The organism is Streptomonospora mangrovi (genome assembly GCF_027604915.1).
GTDB classification, from domain to species: domain Bacteria; phylum Actinomycetota; class Actinomycetes; order Streptosporangiales; family Streptosporangiaceae; genus Streptomonospora; species Streptomonospora mangrovi.
Genome location: NZ_JAJAQC010000015.1, coordinates 82,184 through 101,756, shown reverse-complemented (window position 1 = coordinate 101,756; position 19,573 = coordinate 82,184). Strand labels below are relative to the sequence as shown.

The 19,573-nt window shown below is 69.8% G+C and carries 22 protein-coding genes and 1 pseudogene; 13 read left to right on the top strand and 10 right to left on the bottom strand.

Features of this window, described 5'->3' with window-relative positions; translation table 11 throughout:
* Positions 1–133: 133 nt before the first annotated feature.
* From LG943_RS10930 to LG943_RS10900, 8 genes and pseudogenes are all read right to left on the bottom strand, one after another.
* Complete coding sequence (locus LG943_RS10930; protein ID WP_270072115.1) at positions 134–256, bottom strand: hypothetical protein; 123 nt, start codon at positions 254–256, stop codon at positions 134–136.
* Positions 257–262: 6 nt separating this feature from the next.
* A complete protein-coding gene (locus LG943_RS10925) occupies positions 263–466 on the bottom strand; it encodes a hypothetical protein (RefSeq protein ID WP_270072114.1) in 204 nt (67 codons plus the stop codon).
* Between the two features lie 65 nt (positions 467–531).
* Positions 532–894 carry a copper resistance CopC family protein gene (locus LG943_RS10920; protein ID WP_270072113.1) on the bottom strand — a complete coding sequence of 121 codons (363 nt, stop codon included), beginning with the start codon at positions 892–894 and terminating at the stop codon, positions 532–534.
* Positions 895–953: 59 nt separating this feature from the next.
* A pseudogene (locus tag LG943_RS27755) lies at positions 954–1,232 on the bottom strand (hypothetical protein); the annotation flags it as partial.
* 63 nt (positions 1,233–1,295) lie between these two features.
* Complete coding sequence (locus LG943_RS10915) at positions 1,296–3,065, bottom strand: ABC transporter permease (protein WP_270072112.1); 1,770 nt, start codon at positions 3,063–3,065, stop codon at positions 1,296–1,298.
* Positions 3,066–3,068: 3 nt separating this feature from the next.
* Entirely contained in the window at positions 3,069–3,986 is a 918-nt protein-coding gene (locus LG943_RS10910; RefSeq protein ID WP_333486355.1) for an ABC transporter ATP-binding protein, read from the bottom strand.
* Entirely contained in the window at positions 3,983–4,525 is a 543-nt protein-coding gene (locus LG943_RS10905; RefSeq protein ID WP_270072111.1) for a PadR family transcriptional regulator, read from the bottom strand. The genes LG943_RS10910 and LG943_RS10905 overlap by 4 nt, the downstream gene beginning before the upstream one ends.
* Positions 4,526–4,725: 200 nt before the next feature.
* The gene (locus LG943_RS10900; RefSeq protein WP_270072110.1) at positions 4,726–4,872 is read right to left on the bottom strand and encodes a hypothetical protein; all 147 of its coding nucleotides are present in this window, start codon (positions 4,870–4,872) and stop codon (positions 4,726–4,728) included.
* Positions 4,873–5,252: 380 nt separating this feature from the next.
* On the opposite strand from LG943_RS10900, the gene LG943_RS10895 reads away from it, so the two are divergent.
* The 3 genes from LG943_RS10895 to LG943_RS10885 all read left to right on the top strand — a co-directional run bounded on the left by LG943_RS10895 (position 5,253) and on the right by LG943_RS10885 (position 7,701).
* Entirely contained in the window at positions 5,253–5,786 is a 534-nt protein-coding gene (locus tag LG943_RS10895) for a MarR family winged helix-turn-helix transcriptional regulator (protein WP_270072109.1), read from the top strand.
* Positions 5,787–5,965: 179 nt separating this feature from the next.
* Positions 5,966–7,105 carry an LLM class flavin-dependent oxidoreductase gene (locus LG943_RS10890; RefSeq protein ID WP_270072168.1) on the top strand — a complete coding sequence of 380 codons (1,140 nt, stop codon included), beginning with the start codon at positions 5,966–5,968 and terminating at the stop codon, positions 7,103–7,105.
* Positions 7,102–7,701 (top strand): FMN reductase, encoded by a 600-nt coding sequence (locus LG943_RS10885; protein ID WP_270072108.1) that lies wholly within the window; start codon positions 7,102–7,104, stop codon positions 7,699–7,701. The genes LG943_RS10890 and LG943_RS10885 overlap by 4 nt, the downstream gene beginning before the upstream one ends.
* A gap of 1,141 nt (positions 7,702–8,842) precedes the next feature.
* On the opposite strand, the gene LG943_RS10880 is transcribed toward LG943_RS10885, so the two are convergent.
* Complete coding sequence (locus tag LG943_RS10880) at positions 8,843–10,144, bottom strand: hypothetical protein (RefSeq protein ID WP_270072107.1); 1,302 nt, start codon at positions 10,142–10,144, stop codon at positions 8,843–8,845.
* Positions 10,145–10,368: 224 nt separating this feature from the next.
* Here LG943_RS10880 and LG943_RS10875 point away from each other — a divergent pair, with 224 nt between their 5' ends.
* Positions 10,369–11,028 (top strand): HAD family hydrolase, encoded by a 660-nt coding sequence (locus LG943_RS10875; protein ID WP_270072106.1) that lies wholly within the window; start codon positions 10,369–10,371, stop codon positions 11,026–11,028.
* Here the strand turns inward: LG943_RS10875 and LG943_RS10870 are convergent.
* Positions 11,009–12,286: a transcriptional regulator gene (locus LG943_RS10870; RefSeq protein WP_270072105.1), complete on the bottom strand. Its 1,278-nt coding sequence runs from the start codon at positions 12,284–12,286 to the stop codon at positions 11,009–11,011. The genes LG943_RS10875 and LG943_RS10870 overlap by 20 nt on opposite strands.
* A gap of 476 nt (positions 12,287–12,762) precedes the next feature.
* Here LG943_RS10870 and LG943_RS10865 point away from each other — a divergent pair, with 476 nt between their 5' ends.
* The 9 genes from LG943_RS10865 to LG943_RS10825 all read left to right on the top strand — a co-directional run bounded on the left by LG943_RS10865 (position 12,763) and on the right by LG943_RS10825 (position 19,544).
* Positions 12,763–12,951, top strand: a complete 189-nt coding sequence (locus tag LG943_RS10865; RefSeq protein WP_270072104.1) for a hypothetical protein — start codon at positions 12,763–12,765, stop codon at positions 12,949–12,951.
* On the top strand, positions 12,948–13,232 hold the full coding sequence (locus tag LG943_RS10860) for a hypothetical protein (RefSeq protein WP_270072103.1): 285 nt from the start codon (positions 12,948–12,950) through the stop codon (positions 13,230–13,232). Before LG943_RS10865 ends, LG943_RS10860 begins: the two co-directional genes overlap by 4 nt.
* 188 nt (positions 13,233–13,420) lie before the next feature.
* Entirely contained in the window at positions 13,421–14,152 is a 732-nt protein-coding gene (locus LG943_RS10855; protein WP_270072167.1) for a GntR family transcriptional regulator, read from the top strand.
* A gap of 116 nt (positions 14,153–14,268) precedes the next feature.
* On the top strand, positions 14,269–14,685 hold the full coding sequence (locus LG943_RS10850) for a plasmid replication, integration and excision activator (protein WP_270072102.1): 417 nt from the start codon (positions 14,269–14,271) through the stop codon (positions 14,683–14,685).
* Positions 14,686–14,795: 110 nt separating this feature from the next.
* Complete coding sequence (locus LG943_RS10845) at positions 14,796–15,026, top strand: hypothetical protein (protein WP_270072101.1); 231 nt, start codon at positions 14,796–14,798, stop codon at positions 15,024–15,026.
* A complete protein-coding gene (locus LG943_RS10840; protein ID WP_270072100.1) occupies positions 15,026–16,438 on the top strand; it encodes an FtsK/SpoIIIE domain-containing protein in 1,413 nt (470 codons plus the stop codon). The genes LG943_RS10845 and LG943_RS10840 overlap by 1 nt, the downstream gene beginning before the upstream one ends.
* On the top strand, positions 16,438–18,120 hold the full coding sequence (locus LG943_RS10835; protein WP_270072099.1) for a replication initiator: 1,683 nt from the start codon (positions 16,438–16,440) through the stop codon (positions 18,118–18,120). The genes LG943_RS10840 and LG943_RS10835 overlap by 1 nt, the downstream gene beginning before the upstream one ends.
* Entirely contained in the window at positions 18,120–18,344 is a 225-nt protein-coding gene (locus LG943_RS10830; RefSeq protein WP_217781301.1) for a helix-turn-helix domain-containing protein, read from the top strand. Before LG943_RS10835 ends, LG943_RS10830 begins: the two co-directional genes overlap by 1 nt.
* Positions 18,345–19,544 carry a tyrosine-type recombinase/integrase gene (locus LG943_RS10825; RefSeq protein WP_270072098.1) on the top strand — a complete coding sequence of 400 codons (1,200 nt, stop codon included), beginning with the start codon at positions 18,345–18,347 and terminating at the stop codon, positions 19,542–19,544. It abuts the gene before it with no gap.
* Positions 19,545–19,573 lie beyond the last annotated feature (29 nt).

Below are 19,573 nucleotides of genomic sequence, written 5' to 3'. Positions count from 1 at the left end.
ACCTCGGAGGTTCTCGGGCCGGCGGCGGGCCGTGCACCCTGGTGCACCCTGTGGCCCAACGGGTTCGACGTGCTGCACACGCTGGGCGCTGATCCGGCCGAGCACCAGATCGGCCACCCGGTCACCCGCGTCGTCACTGACGCATGACAGGGCTGCCGTCGTCGCCGGTGACGACCTCGGGCAATTCCACCGTTGCGGCGGCTTCGGTCGAAGCGGCGGTCAGCCGCACCTCCTGGCCGGCGTCGTTGACCAGCACCCCGAACTAAGCGGTCATGCCCTCCTCGGCGGTGGCCGCCTTGATCCAGGCGTCGTCGACGCTGACGGCGTCGGCCTGCGCCGCCGGGGTGGCCTCGGCCGACTGCTCCGCACCGGAGGCGGCGGATCCGGCGCCGCCACAGGCGGTCAGCAGCGCGCCGGCGGCCAGGTAGGCCGCGGCGAGGAGGAGTGCGGAGCGGGGACGGGCCATGGTGAGGGTGCCTTTCACGGTGGGCGGGGGAGAGGAGGGGGAGGCGGCCGAGGGGCGGCTGCCGGTCACTTCGACCGCCGGCGCAGGCGGAGCAGCAGCGTGTAGCCGAACACGCCCACCAGCGCTCCGGCGACGGCGAGCCAGGCGACGCGCACGGTGGCCGAGGACGCGGGCACCTGCCCCGAGGCGGCCTGGCCGGGAGTCGGCGCGGTCGTGGAGTCCGCGTCGGCCGCGTCGGCCGGTGCGCCGGACTCCAGGTCGGGCGGGGGCGGACCGCCGTCGCCGACGGTGAAGGTGAACGCGCCGCTGATCGGGTGCCCGTCACCGGAGACGACCTTCCAGCGCACGGCGTGGCCGCCGCCGTCGAGTTCGCCGGTGAGCGGCAGCACGGCCTCGTCACCGTCGACGGCGACCGTTCCGGCGGGCACGGCGGCGCCGTCGGTCCGAGGACGATGACCACCGCACCCAGGTCCAGCATGTCGCCGCTGAAGGTCAGTTCGACGCGCTCGGGGGACCGCTGCAGGTGCTGCCCGTCCTCGGGTGAGGAGGCGATGAGCGTCTCGTGGGCGGCAACGGGTGTCGCGGAGAGCCCACCAGCACCGACGTGCCGGCCACCGCTCCGACGACCGCACCTGCGAACCGGCGCACCGCCACCCCTGCCACCTCTTCCGGGAACATGCGTCCGCCCCTCGCGTGTCCGCCCCGGTGGCGGCGCACGGTCCGACGTCGCCCCACAGGTCGGACCGGCACCCGGAAAAGTTCCCACCGGTTCGCGGCTGTTCTCCGGATCGCGCGGTGCCGCGCCGGTCGCCGCCTCCGGTGCCTGCGGTCAGCCGGGTTCGGCGTTGAGGGTCAGGCCGGCCGGGACGCGGGCGTGGCGCCAGGCGGGCAGGGCGGTCAGCGCCGCGACGGCCAGCACGGTGCCGAGTCCGGCCGCGCCCAGCCACCACTGCGGCGGGACGACCCAGATGTGGCTGAAGGCCCGGTACAGGGCGATCCCGGCCGGGAGGCCCAGCAGCAGCGCGGGCACCGCCGGCACGAGCTGCGCCGTGCACAACGCGGCGACGACCTGCCCGGGTGTGGCGCCGAGGGTGCGGCTTATTCCCAGGGCGCGCCGGGCCTGGACCGCGCTGCTCCAGCCCAGGACGACCGTGTTGAGCGCCGACAGCGCCACCACCGCGACCGTGACGCCCAGCAGCACCTCGGCGGTGCGGTTGTTCACCGCCTCCATGGTGGCGGCGAGGTCCACGGCCGCCCAGGCGCTGCGGAAGGTGAGCAGCGCGCCGACCATGACGCCGGTGGCCGCCGTACCGACGCCGCTCAGCACGGCGCGGCCGGGCCGGCGGGCCATCAGCCGGACGCCGAGCATGAGCGCGGTGGGCAGGTAGGCCGTCAGGGCGGTCAGCCGGGAGCGTGGCCGCAGCAGGCGCGCGGGTTCGACCAGCCCGGCCACGGTGCTGGTGCGCGCGGCGTGCAGGACGGGGTCGATCGTGCTCAGCACGGTGACGACCCCGGCGAGGACGACCACGGCCACCACGATGCTCACCGACGGCGGGCTGAGGACCTTGAGCAGCCCGGGGCTGGGATGGGCCAGGGCCGGTGCGGCCAGGGTGCCGACGCCCAGGCCGAGGACGGCGGCCACGGCCGTCAGCAGCAGGTACTGCGTCAGCAGTACGGCGGTGACGGTACCCGGGCTCGCACCGGCGGCCTTGAGGCGCCCGGCCCGCCGGTGGTCGCGGGCGGCGCGGATGGCGGTGAGCGCGGCGAGCGTGACGCAGGTGGCGACCATCAGCAGCGAGCCGCCGACGACAAGGGCGGGCTGGGCGTCCTTGATCATGACCAGATCGGTACGCAGGACGGTCTCCCAGTTGTGGGTGTTGACCCAGTCGTCGCCCCGCGTGCCGGGGGCGAACGCGGTCTCGCGCCATTCGATGACGGCGTCGGGGTCGGTCAGTTCCACGTGGATCAGGTGGACGACGGGCGTCTGGCCCGCCGCCGCGCGGGCGTCGTCCTCGGTCAGCCAGATCCGGCCGCCCCAGTCCGATGGCCCTGGGCCCTGCGCCCAGTCGCTCCACGGGTAGACCGGGGTCGCCGCGCTGATCGCGATGCCGACCACCGGGTAGTCGCGCCCGGCGATGGTGACGGGGTCGCCGACCTCCACCCCGAGCACGTCGGCGAAGCTGCGCTCGACCACCGCGCCGCCCGGACGCACCCAGGTGCCCGACGTCACCAGCGGCCGGTCCACCGGGGACGGCGCGCGCTCGCGGCCCTCCACCGAGGACTGCCGGGTCTCGCCGTGCGCCGCGACCTCGGTGGAGAACGCGAGGACCGGATCGGTCTGCGCGCCCACGCCCGGTGCCGCCGCGATGCGCCCGGCGACGTCGGAGGGGTTCTCGGCCGTCGTGATTGCGGTCATATCGGGGCCCCGGGTGGCCTCGCGGGTGTTCATGTAGGCGATGGCGACGGCGTTGTCGACCATCAGGCCCAGGGTGAGCGACGCGGTCGCGGCCGCGACGGCGACCACGAACACCACGGCCTCGCCGGGGCGGCGGCGCATGTCGCGCACGACCAGGCGCCACATCAGCAGCAGGCGTCCCACGGCTCAGCCCTCCCAGCCAAGGAGTGCGCCGAGTTCGCTGGAGGCGCCGCTGCGGCGCGGGCCGCCGCCGCTGCCGCCGCTGCCGACGCCGTCGTCCAGGCGGGTGTCGTCGGCCAGCATGCCGTCGCGCATGGAGACGACGCGGTCGGCCGTCGCGGCGACGCGCTCGTCGTGGGTCACCATGACCAGGGTCTGGCCGCCGGCGCGCAGTTCGTCGAACAGGCGCAGGACCTCGTGGGTCGCGGCGCTGTCGAGGTTGCCGGTGGGCTCGTCGGCGAGGACCACCAGCGGCTCGTTGACCAGGGCGCGGGCGATGGCGACCCGCTGGCGCTGCCCACCGGACAGCTTCGCGGGCAGGTGGCGCGCCCGGTCGGTGAGGCCGACCCGGTCGAGGAGGTCGGCGGCACGGCGGCGCGCGGCGCGCGGGGAGGCGCCGGCGAGCAGGGCGGGAAGTTCGACGTTCTCCGCCGCCGTCAACTCGTCCATCAGGTGGAACGCCTGGAAGACGAAACCGACGGCGCGCCGCCGCAGCCGGGCCAGCGCCTGCTCGCCGAGGTGGTCGATCCGCCGTCCGCCGAGCCACACCTCGCCGTCGGTGGGCCGGTCCAGTCCGCCGAACAGTTGGAGCAAGGTCGACTTCCCGCAGCCGCTGGGCCCGGTGACGGCGAGCGTCTGCCCGGCGGGGACGTCGAGGTCGAGTGCGTCGACGGCCCACACCGTGCTCTCGCCCCGGCCGTAGGTCCGCGACAGCCCGACCGCCCGCAGCACGGGGTCGGCCGCCCTCCCGGAGCGGGTTCGGGGATCGCCACGGCGCACGGCCGGTTCCGTCCCCGCGCCGGGAGGCGCGCCTCTTCGCCGCGCCGGGCCGCTGCCGCCGCTGCCGACGCCGTCGTCGTCGGGACGAGTGTCGTCGTGCCTCATGCGTCTCCTCCGCCGTTTCCACGCGAGGCGCGTGCGGACCAGGTCCGGGCGCACGCCTCCAGCCAGCGCAGGTCGGCCTGCAACCGGAGGGCGATCCCCTCCAGGAGCAATCCGGCCTCCGAGTTCGCGTCGTGAGCGAGGGCGGCGCGCTGGGCCTCGGCGAGGCTGCGCATCAGCTCCTGGCGGCGCCTGCGCACGAGCGCCAGCGGATCGGCCAACCCGGATTCGGCGGCGGCCACCAGCTTCAGGTGGAACTCCGACACGTCGGCCCGGGGACCGACCCCCTCGGCCATCCACGCGGCCACCCGCTCCTGCCCGGCCGCGGTCAGCCCGTACACCTTCCGCCGCGGCCCGCGCACCGGCGCGTCCTCGCGCTCCTGCACGACCAGCCCGGCCTTCTCCAGCCGAGTGAGCGTGACATAGACCTGCCCCGCGTTCAGCGGCTCCCCCAACGGCCCGAGCGCCGCCGCAAGGCGTCTGCGCAAGTCGTAGCCGTGCGAGGGCTCCTTTGCCAGCAGCGCCAGCACCACGTCCTGCACCGACCGTCCTCCTCTTCGACGCCTCAATAGATAGCGGTTAACTATTCAGGCGTCAAACGTGCCCGAGGTGCCCGGCGCCGCCCCCAACGTCCGCGCGTGCGGCGGCAGACCTGCCGAAAGGCGCTCCGGCGCGGCTTTGCGCGCTCGTTCCGCGAGGCGGGACAGGGCGGGGCGCGGGAGGGTGGGCGGGTGCGCGCGAGTCAGGGCTGGGCGGAGGCCAGCCAGTGCCACCAGCGGGTGAAGTGGGGTGGGGCGTCGGGGCGGGTGGCGAAGTTGTGGAGGCTCTGGCGGATGGCGGGGTCCGCCGGCCAGTGCTGCCAGTTGGCGGTCGCGACTGTCGCGACCATCAGGGACGGGTCGTCGATCGCCGCGGCGGTGGTCCGGCGGGTCTGCGGCAGGTGCGGCCATTCGCTCGTCAGGCCGTCCAGCGCTGTCTCGCGCGTCGCGAGTGGCCGCGCGCAGGACCTCCACCGTGGCGGGGTGGTCGCGCCACGTGTAGGCCAGGCCCTCCAGTGCGATGCGGCGGACCAGCGGGTTCGGGTCCGGGGCCGCGCGGCGCAGGGCCGCCCCGGTGTGGTGCGTCGTCGGTGTAGTGGTTGGCCAGCTCGGCCACTGCCGCCCGCCCGGACCATCCACCATCACCCTCCACCCCCATCAGCGATCCAGCTCTCCTGGCTCGCGCTCCGCAGTGTTTCGACATTTGAACCATCTCGCTAGACTGCTCGGCATGGGGTCCTGGCGGGGGTCGGCGCAGCGGCGGGCGTGGCGGCCCTACATCGAGGCGAGCCTGCTGCTGGAGACCCGGCTGGACGAGGACCTGCGCTCATCCGCCGGAATGAGCCTGATGGACTATCATCTACTGCTGGTCCTGGCCGAGGCCCCCGGGCGCCGACTGCGGATGGGCGAGCTGGCCGGGCGCATGGTGTTCTCCCCGAGTCGGCTGACCTACCAGGTCAAAGCGCTGGAACGGCGCGGCTGGGTGGTGCGCCACCCCTCCGCCGAGGACCGACGGGTCGCGTTCGCCGTGCTGACCGCCGCCGGGTTGGAGGCGCTGCGCGACGCCGACCGCACCCACATCGCCACGGTGCGGCGGCTGTTCACCGACGACCTCGACGACCACGAACTCGACGTGCTCTCCCGTGTGTTCACCCGGACACGGGCCCGCCTTCAAGGCGCATCCGGCGGGGCGTCCGGCGGCGGGGCGTCCGGTGACGGTGTGACCGGTGACGGTGTGACCGGTGACCAGGGTGAGGGCTGCTGAGCCGCCGCGCCCCGTACCTCCACCCGCTTTGCGCCCGCCCCGCGCCCGCAGGCCACGCCCGCCCCGCCCTCCCCACGCTCGCAGTCGCGGTTCGCGCCCGCCCCGCCTTCACGCCCGGAATAGCAGTACCCTCCGCACCGTTCCACTGGTAGTTAAAATTTGAACGAGTGGAGTTCGAGATGCAGTTCGGGGTTTTCACCGTCGGCGACGTGACACCCGACCCCACGACCGGCCGCACCCCCACCGAGGGCGAGCGGATCCAGGCGATGGTCGCCATCGCACGCAAGACCGAGGAGGTCGGCCTCGACGTCTTCGCCACCGGCGAGCACCACAACCCGCCGTTCGTGCCGTCCTCGCCCACGACCATGCTCGGCTTCGTCGCGGCGCAGACCGAGCGGCTGGTCCTGTCCACCTCCACCACGCTGATCACCACCAACGACCCGGTGAAGATCGCCGAAGACTTCGCGATGCTCCAGCACCTGGCCGGCGGCCGGGTCGACCTGATGATGGGGCGCGGCAACCAGGGCCCGGTCTACCCGTGGTTCGGCCAGGACATCCGCCAGGGCATCCCGCTGGCCGTGGAGAACTACCACCTGCTGCACCGGCTGTGGCGCGAGGACGTCGTGGACTGGGAGGGCCGCTTCCGCACTCCGCTCCAGGGGTTCACCTCCACCCCACGCCCGCTGGACGGGGTGCCGCCCTTCGTGTGGCACGGCTCCATCCGCAGCCCGGAAATCGCCGAGCAGGCCGCCTTCTACGGCGACGGCTTCTTCCACAACCACATCTTCTGGCCGCCCGAGCACACCAAGCGGATGGTCGAGCTGTACCGGCGCCGGTTCGAGCACTACGGGCACGGCTCCGCCGACCAGGCCATCGTCGGGCTGGGCGGCCAGGTGTTCATGCGCCGCAACTCCCAGGACGCCGTAGCCGAGTTCCGCCCCTACTTCGATGACGCCCCCGTCTACGGCGGCGGACCCTCGCTGGAGCGGTTCATGGCCGAGACCCCGCTGACGGTCGGCAGCCCGCAGCAGGTCATCGACCGCACCCTCGGCTTCCGCGAATACGTCGGCGACTACCAGCGCCAACTCTTCCTCATCGACCACGCCGGTCTGCCGCTGAAGACGGTGCTGGAGCAGCTCGACCTGCTCGGCGAGGAGGTCGTCCCGGTGCTGCGCAAGGAGTTCGCCGCTCGCCGGCCCGCCCACGTGCCCGCCGCGCCCACCCACGCCTCGCTGCTGCGCGCCCAGCAGGACGCCGCCCAGCAGGAGACCGCGCAGCACAGCACCGCGCAGCAGAACACCGAAGGGAGCACCGTATGACCCGCGTCCTCACCGTCTCGGCCGGCTTGTCTCAGCCGTCCAGCACCCGCCTGCTGGCCGACCGGCTCGCCGCGGCCACGCGCGACGCGCTGGGCGCGGGGGCGGAGATGGAACTGGTGGAACTGCGCGACCACGCGCACGACATCGCCGACCACCTGCTCACCGGGTTCGCCAACGAGAACCTGCGGCCCGTCCTGGACCGGCTCTCCGCCGCCGACGGCCTCATCCTGGTCACGCCCACGTTCACCGCCTCCTACAGCGGGCTGTTCAAGTCCTTCGTCGACGTCCTCGACCGCGACGCGGTGCGCGGCAAACCGGTGCTGATCGGCGCGACCGGCGGCACCGAGCGGCACTCGCTGATGCTCGACCACGCGCTGCGGCCGCTGCTGGCCTACCTGCGCGCGGCCGTCGTCCCTATCGGCGTCTACGCCGCGAGCGGCGACTGGGGCGCCGACACCGACCTCGGCCGGCGCATCACCCGCGCCGGGGGCGAGCTGGCCGCCGCCGTACTCGCGCGCCCCGATCCCGAACCGGCCGACCCGTTCACCGACCCGGTGCCCTTCGAGCAGTTGCTGCGGGAGAGCACCGGGGGGTGAGGGGGCCCGCCGCGCTTCGGCGGAGCGGCGGGCCGGGGCGGCCCCGACCCCGGAAGTTCTGCGCGGCTGCGCCGCACGGGCATCGCCGCGCACATCATCCAGCACGAAGATGTGCTGATCCTGCGCAACCCCGCCGGGGAGATGACGTGACCGTCACCGCGACCCACCACACCACAAGCAGCCGACCAACCGCTAAGAAGGGGACGCCGACCACGCCAGCGCCTGTTATCGGATCGCTGTGCACCGGCATCGCCGGCCTCGACCTCGGCGTGGCCGCCGCCGTGGGCGGCGCCCGGCTCGCCTGGGTGGCCGACACCGACCCCGTTCGATGGTTGCCATGGGTCGACCATCGCTCGGTGCGGCCCGGGTGCGGAGGGAATCGGGTGGAGAACCTCGAAGGTTCTCGGGTCGGCGGCGGGCCGTGCACCCTGGTGCACCCTCGATCGGGGGCCGGATGACGGGATGTGATCCCGTCCGGGGGGACGTGCCGGAGGGGCCGTGCACCCGCTGGTGCACCCTGGGCATGGAAACGGCCCTGCCTGTTCGAATCGAATTCGCAGGTCAGGGCCGTTTTTCGTACAGAGCGGATGACGGGAATCGAACCCGCGTTATCAGCTTGGGAAGCAAAGTCGAGAGTTGGTGGCTGACGTGCACCTTTGCTGACCTGCGCGGACATCGGCGTTTGTCCGCTGATTCCCCGTGAGTCCCCATGATCATCCGCTGCGTCTGGCAAGAATCTGGCACGGCGAGTGTGGCTCTGGCTCGTTGTAACGCGTAACCACCAGTGCAGCAACCCCACGGAGACAGCAACCACGGTTCCGGTCCGAGGTGCTTGGTCGCGCCGGTGTCGGCCACCCGAGACAGTGAGGGTCGCGCGACCAAGTGCCTCGGGACCGAGGGCGCCAGGACCATAGCCGGTTCGCTCGCCGACGTGGCGGCGCTTCGCTTTGCCCTGCTGCGGCGACGGCGCGACCCACGGTAGCCGGGCGGCCTCCAGGCGGCGGATGCTCCGCGACCCCGGCGGCCGGCCGCGCGCTCGGGACCGGGCGGCAGCCCGCAGCCCGAGCGGCGGCCGGCACGCCGGAGCGACGGCGCGAAGCGCCGTCGCCTTGATCCCATACAGCCCAATTCGGCAACCTCATTAGAGGTTCACACTGAAGTCAAGGGGGGATTTAGAGGGAAGTTCCTCTTTCAAAGATTTCAACAGCAACTCGCGAGCCGCGTTTCTTAGTTTGTAAACTTCTTGCCATTGAAATGTCATGGCTTCGTTCTCTGTAAATAGAGAGACATAATATGGATTGGACCGCCCTTCTATTCCATGCATTCGGCCAGTATGCACTGTTTTCGACCTTTTTCCATAGGATTGAGATAGCAATTTAAGATCCTCGCCATCGACTACCAGGCCAAGAGTTGCCCTGTACATTTTGGCGATATGCGAATGATTTTTACAATATTGACAACACTCCGGACATGTTCCATCCTTGAAGACGATCAGGGAGATCGCCTCAATCGCGGCGACGAAGGAAACCAAAGCGAGACTTGGATGGCTGTACTCTAGGCGAAGTCCTTCGCTGAAAGCATCCAATGCTCGGCCGACCCGCCTCCACTTTTCCTTGCGCCTGAGGCGATGATAGGCACCTTCCAACCATTCGGGAACCGTCACTAATTTTTCATGAGAGTCATCAAACGTCTCGCCTTCCGTAAGTTCTTCATACGGATTCTTAGACCAAGGCGGATATCTCGGTAACTCAATTACTCCGTTGACAATCGGCTGCGGCGTCGCCCGCACAATAATCGGTATATCCCAAGCAACCGAAAGTAGCGCGCATACCCGCTGCAGGTCGTCAGATGATTCGGGAATAGAATTCTCCCAAGATCGACCTTCGCTGTATCCCACCACACTGATCGGCACAGAGCGGAAAAATCCCATGCTATACAGACTAGGAACTTGAGGGGGTACGACTTCGACTAATGGGCGTTCATATGAGGCTACCTCACATCCACCAATTACGGCAGGCGCACTTAGTTTTATCCCAGTTGCAGATATCGTATTCGGCTTCGGCCCTATAACGGCAGCCCATCTAAAACGCTGCTTATCCGATCGCAGACTGTGATAGGCGTCATTGAATACCTCTACCCAGAATGAGATCTTCTCTTCGGAATCTATTTCATCGTAGTTCCTTCCCGCAACGCCGATAACCATTTTGTGGGGACTATCGCGCAATCGTGCGCAGATGGCTACCGCGTTCCAAGCTTCTCCTGCGTCTATCACTCGTATTTCGGTAAAAGGATGAGTACTCTGATCCCTGAACACTCCAGTGCCAAGCGATTTGCCGCGAACGCCAATGCATCGCTTTACTAGTTCCACCCATTCATCCATTTCCTGCGTGGAATTGAATTCTAGCTCTCCTAGCAAGTACTCCCACTTGTAATCCCTGTTCATGCCAATCAATCTCGCAATGGGGTCTCATGTTGATAAAACAAGCCTACGTCGTTGCTATGAATAGCAATTGGTGATGCATTTTCTGGGACGACACCTTTGCAATTAGGTGTCATCTGGCACCACACGGCACCCACCTACTGTGACACACGACACTGATATTGGCATGGGTAGATATGCAGCAGGCGGAGCGGACCGCATGGACGCTCAGTCGTAGGCTGGCGGACATGATCCGCGCTGTGGTGTTCGATGTCGGTGAGTGCCTGGTGGACGAGTCAACGGAGTACGGGACGTGGGCTGACTGGCTCGGGGTTCCCCGGCACACGTTCTCGGCGATGTTCGGGGCCGTGATCGCCCGGGGCCTGGACTACCGCGAGACGTTCCAGGTGTTCCGGCCCGGGTTCGACCTGGCCGAAGAGCGACAGCGGCGGGCCGATGCCGGTCAGCCCGAGACCTTCGGCGAAGAGGACCTGTACCCCGACGCGCGTCCGTCGCTGGCGAAGCTGCGCGAGCAAGGACTGTGGGTCGGGATCGCGGGCAACCAGACCGTGCGGGCCGGTGGCATCCTGCGGTCGCTGGACCTGCCCAGCGACATGATCGCCACGTCCGACGACTGGGGCGTGGCCAAGCCCGATCCCGCCTTCTTCCGGTGGGTGGTCGAGGCGGCTGCGTGCGAGGCGGGCGAGATCCTGTACGTGGGCGACCGGCTCGACAACGACATCCGGCCTGCCGCGCACGTCGGTCTGCGTACGGCGCTCATCCGGCGGGGGCCGTGGGGCATCGTCCAGCAAGCCGACCCGGAAGCCGATCGCCTTCCGACGATGCGGATCGATTCGTTGGCGGAGCTTCCGGGCCGGATCGCCAACATCAACGCCGCAGAGTGCTGAGGGTCGTCTCCCAGCCGTAAAGCCGGTCATCCAAGCGCCGGACGCACTCCGTGTCGGCCCACGGTTGAAGGGAGCGGCGGACCTCGGTGATACGGTCCATGCCCGTGGCGTACCAGGCGGTCGAGAGCTGGTCCAACGCCTGGTCGGCGTAGGCACAGGCTTCCTCGGGGTTCTTCTGAGCGACGGCCACGGCGGCCAGGTCGCCGAGGATGACCGACCGCTGCTTGGTGCTCTCCGCGCCGATGGTCTCAAGCACAGCCCTCAACGTGGCCTTGGCCTGCGCGGGCTGTCCAGCCTTGAGCTGGGTGTTGCCCTTGAACGCGGCCAGTCGCGTCGGAGAGAACCAGTTGAACCACTCGGGCGACGGCTGGCCGCTGTTCTCGGACAATACGGTTTCGGCGTGGTTGATGAGGCGGAGCGCCTCCTTCGCGTGGCCGCACATCGTCTCGCACTCGGCCTCGACAGCGTCCAGCCACGCCAGGAACTCTCCCGAGGGCTGGCCACGGCGCATGTAGGTCCGGGCCGCACGCATCCGCTCGGCCGCCTTCTCTCGGTCGCCACCCCAGCCGGGGATGAAGGCCGCGTGCGCCAGGATCGCCGACCCCATCAACGGGTCGTCCGCCTCACCGGCCGCCTGGAGCGCTCGCACATAGGTCGCATCGGCCTCCTCGGGCTGCTGGAGGTCGAAGAACTCGATGCGTCCGGCGAGGAGCAAGGACTCGGCCAACGCGGCGGCCAGAATGCGCCGAGGTACCCCCGTGGTTTCGGCGAGAAGCTGTGTCCCCAAGCGGGTGTGCTCGACTACCGCCGGATGAAGCTGGGCGGGTTGCACGGTGAAGTACAGGCGGCGGTACGCGGCGTTGATCGTGGCGAAGTCGGTGCCGGCCGTGGGGGGCTGGACCGCCGTGCTGCCGCGAGGCAGGGGCATGGCCGGTCCCTGCGAGCTGGACGCCGTGTAGGGCGCGGGTGGGGAAGAGGAAGCCGCCTCGTGCGAGTCGCTCTTGCTCCAAGGAGAACTGAAGCCCAGCTCCTCAACGGGGAGTTGCAGGAGGTGCACCAACAGCCGTTGGTGGTCACCGCGCGGCCATGGAGGGTTGGCCGACTCCCAGCGTCTCACTTGCCGCGCGCTCACCTGCATGTTGCGGATACCCAGCAGGGGAGCCGCTGCCGTCATGGCATCGGCGAGCGCTTGTTGGGAAGCGTAACCGGCGTGCTGGCGAGCTGCCTTGAGACGAGTGTTGCCGACAGGGCGGGGCATGTCCTCGTACCTCCGATTCACCTCGGGCCGTGCATCGAATCTAACGCCCAATAGGGCATCCAAGGGACTCTTTGCCAACCAGAATCTATGTTACGTCCTCATAGAGTCCTCAATAAGACCTGAATAAGACCTTCGGAAGTCCCTATGCGCTCGCGATGCTGGGAGCCATGGGAGACGCGCACGCAACCGAGAAATGCCGGTCCTGCCGTGGGCGCGGTCGCAAGACCGTACGTCCGCGCAAGCTCGTGGTCGTCGGGTCCGCCACCTCCGGAAGCCGACTTCGAGTGGTGGTTTGCTCCGCGTGCCGGGGCACCGGCCTGGCTGCCGCCGCGTGACCTCCCGTCCGAACCACGTGGCCGCCCGGACGGCCCGCGCTGAGCACTCGGTTTGCCCGGTCCTCTGCGAATGAGAAGACCCCCGCGACGGTGGCCGCCGTCCGGGGGCATGGCCCCAACCTGATCGAGACAGGTGGAACGATGAAGATGCTAACCCCCTCCTGGCACGGCTCCTATCCGCCTCGGCGCGCCCGCGCCTCCTATGTGCGCCCCTACCTGATCGCCCATGAGCGGCGGGTCCGCGAACGCCAGGCTGCCGAAGCCGCCCTACGCGACGAGCGCCTCCGTGCACTGCGGGCCTCCCTGGCCGGTGCCGGGGCAGTGCGGTGAACCCCGGCGCTGACCCGCTGCTTGCGCTGCTCCGGGAGCGCTATGGCAAGCGGTGGGCGATCCGCCGCACCGAGAACCTGTGGATCGCCACGGCCCAGGACCCCGACACCCCCCACGCGCCGACGCTGATCGAACACGACATCGAGCGGTTCGTCCGCCAGTTGGAGGACCCGCCGGCGGGTGCCGGGCGCCGATCGATGCTGTCGGTGCCCTGGGTCAACGATCGCCTCTTCGAGGTGGGCGAGGGCGTGTACTGGGACGACACCCCGCCCGCCAACTGACACACCCACGAGCTTGCGCGGCCGGGAACCCCGGTAACGGACTTCCCACCGGCCGTGTGAGAGGGCGGCTCCGGCCCGTTGACCTGGCCGCGCCGGAGCCGCCCGCTATTCCCATCATGGGTGACGTGCGGGGTCTGCCTGCGTATGCTGCTTGACCAGACGAGTACTAGAGTGACCGGACGGTTATGATGTCGAACCTTGAGTTCGCCCCGCCCAAATACGCACAGATTGTGCAGGCCATCCAGACCCGCATCGAGGACGGTACCTATCCCGTGGGGACCATGCTCCCCTCAGAAGCCCGGCTCGTGCGGGAGTTCGGCTCGGGACGCAGCACGGTCGTGCGGGCCTTGCAGATCCTGAGCATGCAGGGGTGGATTGAGCGGGAGCATGGTCGGGGTTCCTTCGTTAAAGGCGTGCCCGCCCACGGCGCTGAGCGATCCCACGCCGGGGCCAGTGCCTTCGACGCTCCCGAGAACGCCGGGGACACCACCGTCACCGCCGCCGGGCGCGCTGCGGCGCCGGCCGTGGTCGCTGAGGCGCTGAACGTGCCGGAGAACTCGCCGCTGATTCGCCGCCAGCGCGTCATCCTGGACGAGGGCTCGCCGAGCGAGCTGGTCACGCTGTGGTTCCCCCTGGACATCGCCTCCGGCACCGACCTGGGTGACACCGGAGTGATCGCGATCGGTGCCCGTGAGCACCTCCAGGCGCTCAAGCAGGTGCGGCCCGCCCGCATCACCGAGCGGCTGTCCGCGCGCCTGGCCACGGTTGAGGAACGCCGTCTGCTGGCCACCGAGGAGGGTGCCCCGGTACTGGCGATCCTGGCCACCGTCCTGAACGCCGAGAACGCCCCCATCGCGGTCGCCGACATCGTTCTTCCCGGTGACCTGCACGAACTCGAAGACAGTTACCCGGCCACCTAAGACGACACGCCCACAGGCACCTTATTCACTTGTGCGGTCAAGTTGCTTCCATTACAGTGCAGACACTCACTTGATCGGACGAGTGGTCGTCCGGAGGAACTGTTGAGGAGAACACTATGGCCATTCAGGGTGCGCTGCCGATCGACTTCGGGACGGTGTTCCCCTACGGCGCGTTCGCGCTGGGAGTGGAGCCGGTGACCGATTTCGAGACCAAGCGCCCGCAGCTCGACAAGGCGACGGGGCTGCCGCTGTGGGCGGTGGACGTGATCGACGCCGACCCCGAAGCGCGGGGCAAGGCCAAGTCGGTGAAGGTCAAGGTCGCCGCCGAGCACTGCCCCGTGCTGCCCGACGAGGTGCCGGGCCTGCCGTTCCGGCCGATCGAGTTCGAGGCCATGTCGGTCATGCCCTACGTCGATGACTCCGGGCGGCGCCCTCGGGTGGCCTACTCGCTGCGGGCTCGGGGCGTGAAGACCCCCAGTAGCGCGGGCGCCCGCAAGACCCCCGCCGCTGCCGCCGCCAAGGACGCGAGCTAGCCGCTGAACCCAAGCGGGGCGGCCGTTGGTGTTGGCGCACCCGGCCGCCCCTTCAACCCCTCTGATCCGCGACTTCCCAATCACGTGATGGCAGAAGAGGTGTCTTCAGTATGTCCGACCGAACCGCGCGGGTGAGTCCGCGTGAGATCGCCGACTTCCTGGCCGCGCTGCGGTCCCGCTCGACCGGTGACGGCGTGTCGCTGCTGGCCTGGAAGTCCTCCCTCCTTGACCGCATCGCCCAGTCCACGGCCGATCCGGAGACCCACGCGGTTGCTGAGGCGGCGCGCGCCGAACTGGCCGCCGCCTGCTCCACCGATGAGGACGAGGCGGGTGGTCTCTGATGCTGGGCCGCAAGAGCAACGGGGCCGCACAGGTGCAGCCGACCGCGCCGGTCCCGGCGCAGAGCTTCCGCTTCGCCACCCCGGTCGTCCAGACGCCGGGGGTGTTCATCCTGGCCGGGTGGATGTGGCGCCTGGTGCCCTTCCTTCTCGTCCTACCGTTCCGGTTCCCGGTGGCCGTGATGTCTGTGGCCGTCTCGGTGGCCCTGTGGCACTACACCGGCTGGCTCGGGCTCGCCGTCGCCTGGTCGATCGCTGACGCGGTGCTGCTGGTGTGGTGGCGGCGGTGGCCGCGCTCGTTTCGCGACCGGGTGGCGCTGCGGGTGCTGGCCGCGTGGCGGTGGGCCTGGACCTATCAGCGGCACTGGCAACCGGTGCTGGTGGTCTCCGGTCTGGCCGAGTCCTACCTTGAGCGCCAGTACCTTCCCCGCATCCGGGGAGTGACGTGCTCGGCGTGGGCCGACCGGGTGCGGGTGCGGATCGTGGCCGGCACGTCCCCGGCCGACTTCCAGAAACGCGTGACCGAGCTGGCCCACGGGTTCGGCGCCCCCTCCTGCCGGGTCGAAGTGCGCGGACCCAGGGATGTGGTGCTGGAGTTCCCGCGCTATGACACCCTCGCCGACCCCATCGACGCACTCCCGATCCCCGAGGAACCGGACCTGGCGGCCCTGCCCGTGGGGATCTGTGAGGACGGCGAACCCTGGTTCCTGCGGCTGCACGGCACCCACGTCCTCACGGTCGGAGTGACCGGGGCCGGTAAGGGCTCGGTGCTGTGGTCGGCCATCCGCGCGATGTCCTCAGCGATCGAGGTCGGTATCGCCGAGGTGTGGGCGATCGACCCCAAGCGCATGGAACTGTCTTACGGGCTCGCCCTGTTCGCGCACTACGCGGCCGACGCCGAATCCGCCGTGGCCCTCCTCGAAGCGGCGGTGGCCGCGATGCAGGAGCGGGCCGAACGCTACGCCGGACGCCAACGCGTCCACACCCCCACCACGCGCGACCCATTCACCGTGATCGTCCTGGACGAGGTGGCGTTCCTGACCGCCTACCACCCCGACCGCGATATCCGCCGCCGCGCCGAGAACGCCATCGCGACGTTGACCAGTCAGGGGCGCTCGGTGGGGTTCTGCGTCCTGGCCGCGCTCCAGGACCCCCGCAAGGAGGTGCTGAACCTGCGCAACCTGTTCCCCGACAAGATCGCGCTTCGCCTGGATGAGGCAAGCCAGGTGGACATGGTGCTCGGGGAGGGCGCCCGCGACCGGGGCGCCAACGCCCACCTCATCGACCCCGAGCTACCCGGGGTGGGGTTTGTGAAGCTGGAGGGCTCCCCGGTCCCCGTCCGTGTACGGGCCGCGTTCGTCTCCGATACCCACATCGACGCCATGGCCGACGCTGTGGCGGGGGCGGAGGGCTGATGCCCACCCCGACCGGCAAGAGCACGCGGGCCGAGCGCCTCGCCCAACCCCTGGCGCGGGAGGTGACCGAGACCATCGCGGCCGAGAAGGGGGTGTGCATCCGTCCGGTGGCGCTGCGCCGCACCGACATCACCACCGGCCGCACCGAGATCATCGACGTGCCGTGCAACTCCACGCTGGAGTCGCGTTGCCCGGCGTGTGCCCGGCGCAAGCGCTCGATCCGCCGCACCCAGTGCGAGGAGGGCTGGCACCTCGACCAGGACCCGGTCGTCGTCCCCGATCCCGCGAGCGAGGTGCAACGCGCCTGGGTCGAACGCCGCGCGATGGTCACCGCCGAGCGTGACCGCCTGGTGGAAGCTGGCCGCGCCACTCCGGATGAGGTGGCGGCGCTGGATGCGGCCATCGCCGATCTGGACGCCGAGATCACCGCCTCCGGCCTGCGCGGCTCGGTCTCGCGGAACACCTCGGCCTCGGGGCGGTCGCGGCGGGTGCGCTCCACCAGGCGCCGCCAGGACGCCCCCGAGCTGCCCAAGCGGCAGAAGGTGCCCACCACCGTGGGCCGGGCGTTCGAGGACCCGGAGACGGGGCGGGTGTTCCGGCCCTCGCTGTTCATCACCCTGACCTGCGACACCTACGGCCGCGTGCGCTCGGACGGGACACCTGTGGATCCCTCGACCTATGACTACCGGCGGGCCGCGCGCGACGCCCTGCACTTCTCCAAGCTCATCGACCGCTTCGTGCAGAACCTCCGCCGCGTCGCGGGCTTTGATGTGCAGTACTTCGCCACGGTGGAACCGCAACGGCGTCTCGCGCCGCACCTGCACATGGCCACACGGGGCACCATCCCACGCGCGGAGCTGCGCCAGATCGCCGCCGCCACCTACCACCAGGTCTGGTGGCCGCCCGCCGATGAGGTGGTCTACGACGGCGCCAACCTGCCCCTCTGGGACGAAGCGGTAGGGACCTACGTCGATCCCCGCACGGGGGAGGTGCTGCCCACCTGGGATGAGGCGCTGGACGCCCTCGACGCCGACCCCAACGCCCAACCCATGCACGTGGTCCGCTTCGGCCCGCAGGTCGACGCCAAAGGCGTCCTGGCCGGGTCGCCGGATGCCGACCGGTGCGTTCGCTACCTCGCGAAGTACCTGACCAAGGACATCGCCGAATGCCACCAGGTGGAGACCGACGCCCAAGCCCGCCACGTCGAACGCCTCGTCGAGGCCCTGCGGTTCGAGCCCTGCTCGCCCCGCTGCGCCAACTGGCTGCGCTACGGCGTCCAACCCGACGGCGCCAAGCCGGGGATGGTGCCGGGGTTCTGCCGGTCCAAGGCGCATCGCCGCGAACACCTCGGCTACGCCGGACGCCGCGTCCTGGTCTCGCGCAAGTGGTCGGGCAAGACCATGGCCGACCACAAAGCCGACCGCCTCACCTGGGTCCTCAAGACCCTCGGCGTCCGTCCCGGCGATGAGGGCCAGGACCACGACGCCCAACCGCCGGCGCTCGCGCCGGTGGCCTCCGGCAACCACGCCTGGGAGCTGGCACGGCCCACCGACCCCGACGTCCCGCCCCGCGAACACCGCCTGCTGCGCGCGGTCGGCGAAGCCCTCAAACGCCGCGCCCAACTCGACGCCGCGCGACAACCCAACCCCCACGACTTTTCGGCAATGAAGGGTGCTGCCTGATGTCCAAGCAAGAGACCTGGACGACGGACCGCCTTTTGACCGTGGCTGAGGCGGCCGATCGGCTGAACACGAGTGAGCGCTACCCCCGGCGGCTGATCGAGGAGCGACGCATTGCGTTCGTGCGCATCGGAAGGCACGTCCGCATCCCCGCGTCGGCGCTCGAAGAGTTCATCGCCTCCGGCCTTGTCCAGCCGGTGACCCTGCGCATGAGGAGGGCCGCATAGATGGGCGGAAACAACAAGGGTCACCGGCGGCAGTTCGGCTCCGTTCGGCAGATCGCCTCGGGGCGCTGGCAAGCCCGCTACCTCGGCCCGGACGGCGTGTTCCGGCCCGCCGATCGGACCTTCGACAGCCGTAAGTCGGCTGAGCGTTGGCTGAGTCTCAAGGAAGCCGAGATCGCTCGGCAAGAGTGGATCGACCCTGACGCCGGATCGGTGCTCTTCCGCGTCTATGCGGGGGACTGGCTCGAAGACCGCGACCTGGCGCCCAAGACCGCACAGCTTTACGAAGGTCTTCTCCGCATCCACCTCAACCCGTTCTTCGGCGACATGTCGCTGAACGACATCAAAGAGGCGCACGTGCGCAAGTGGCGCACCGCCCGGCGCAAGTCCAAGGTCGGCAAGACGACCGTCGCCAAGGCGTACCGGCTCATTCGGGCGATCATGAACACCGCCGTGCGGGATGAGCTGATCCGGAAGAACCCGTGCCAGATCGAGGGCGCGGGTCAAGAGCACAGTGAGGAGCGGCCGGTGCTGTCGGTCGCCGAGGTATTCAAGCTGGCCGACGCCATCAACCCCCGATACCGGGCGCTGGTACTGCTCGCGACGTTCGGCAGCCTGCGGTGGGGGGAGTTGGCCGGTCTGCGGCGGCGTTACCTCGACCTCGACGCGCAGACGGTGACCATTCGGGAGACGGTCTACGACCTCGCCGAGCTGGTGCCCGGCAAGCCCAAGTCCAAGGCGGGCTTCCGCACGGTCGAGCTGCCCGAACTCATCATCGGGGACCTGCAACGGCACCTGCGCGACTACGCCGCCCCCGGCCCCAACGGGTTCGTCTTCGTCGGTGTGAAGGGCAACCAGCTCCGACGCGCGAACTTCTCCAAGTACTGGGCCGACGCCTGCGCGGCGGTCGGCCTGGAAGGCGTGCACCTGCACGACCTGCGGCACACGGGCAACACCTACGCCGCTGAGGCCGGGGCCTCGCTGCGCGAACTCATGGATCGGATGGGGCACTCCAGCACGCGGGCCGCGCTCATCTACATGCACGCGCGCAGTGACCGCGCCCGGGACATCGCCGACGCGCTCGGCAAGCGGGCGGCGGAGGAGCTGAAGCGCTCCCAGGATGGTTCCGGCGGCGCCACCGACCGTGACGACGGGGATGAGGACGGCCGGGGCGAACCGCCGGTGGTCGGCGCCCCCGGCTGAGCATCTGGCAAGGAACTGGCACGCGGGCC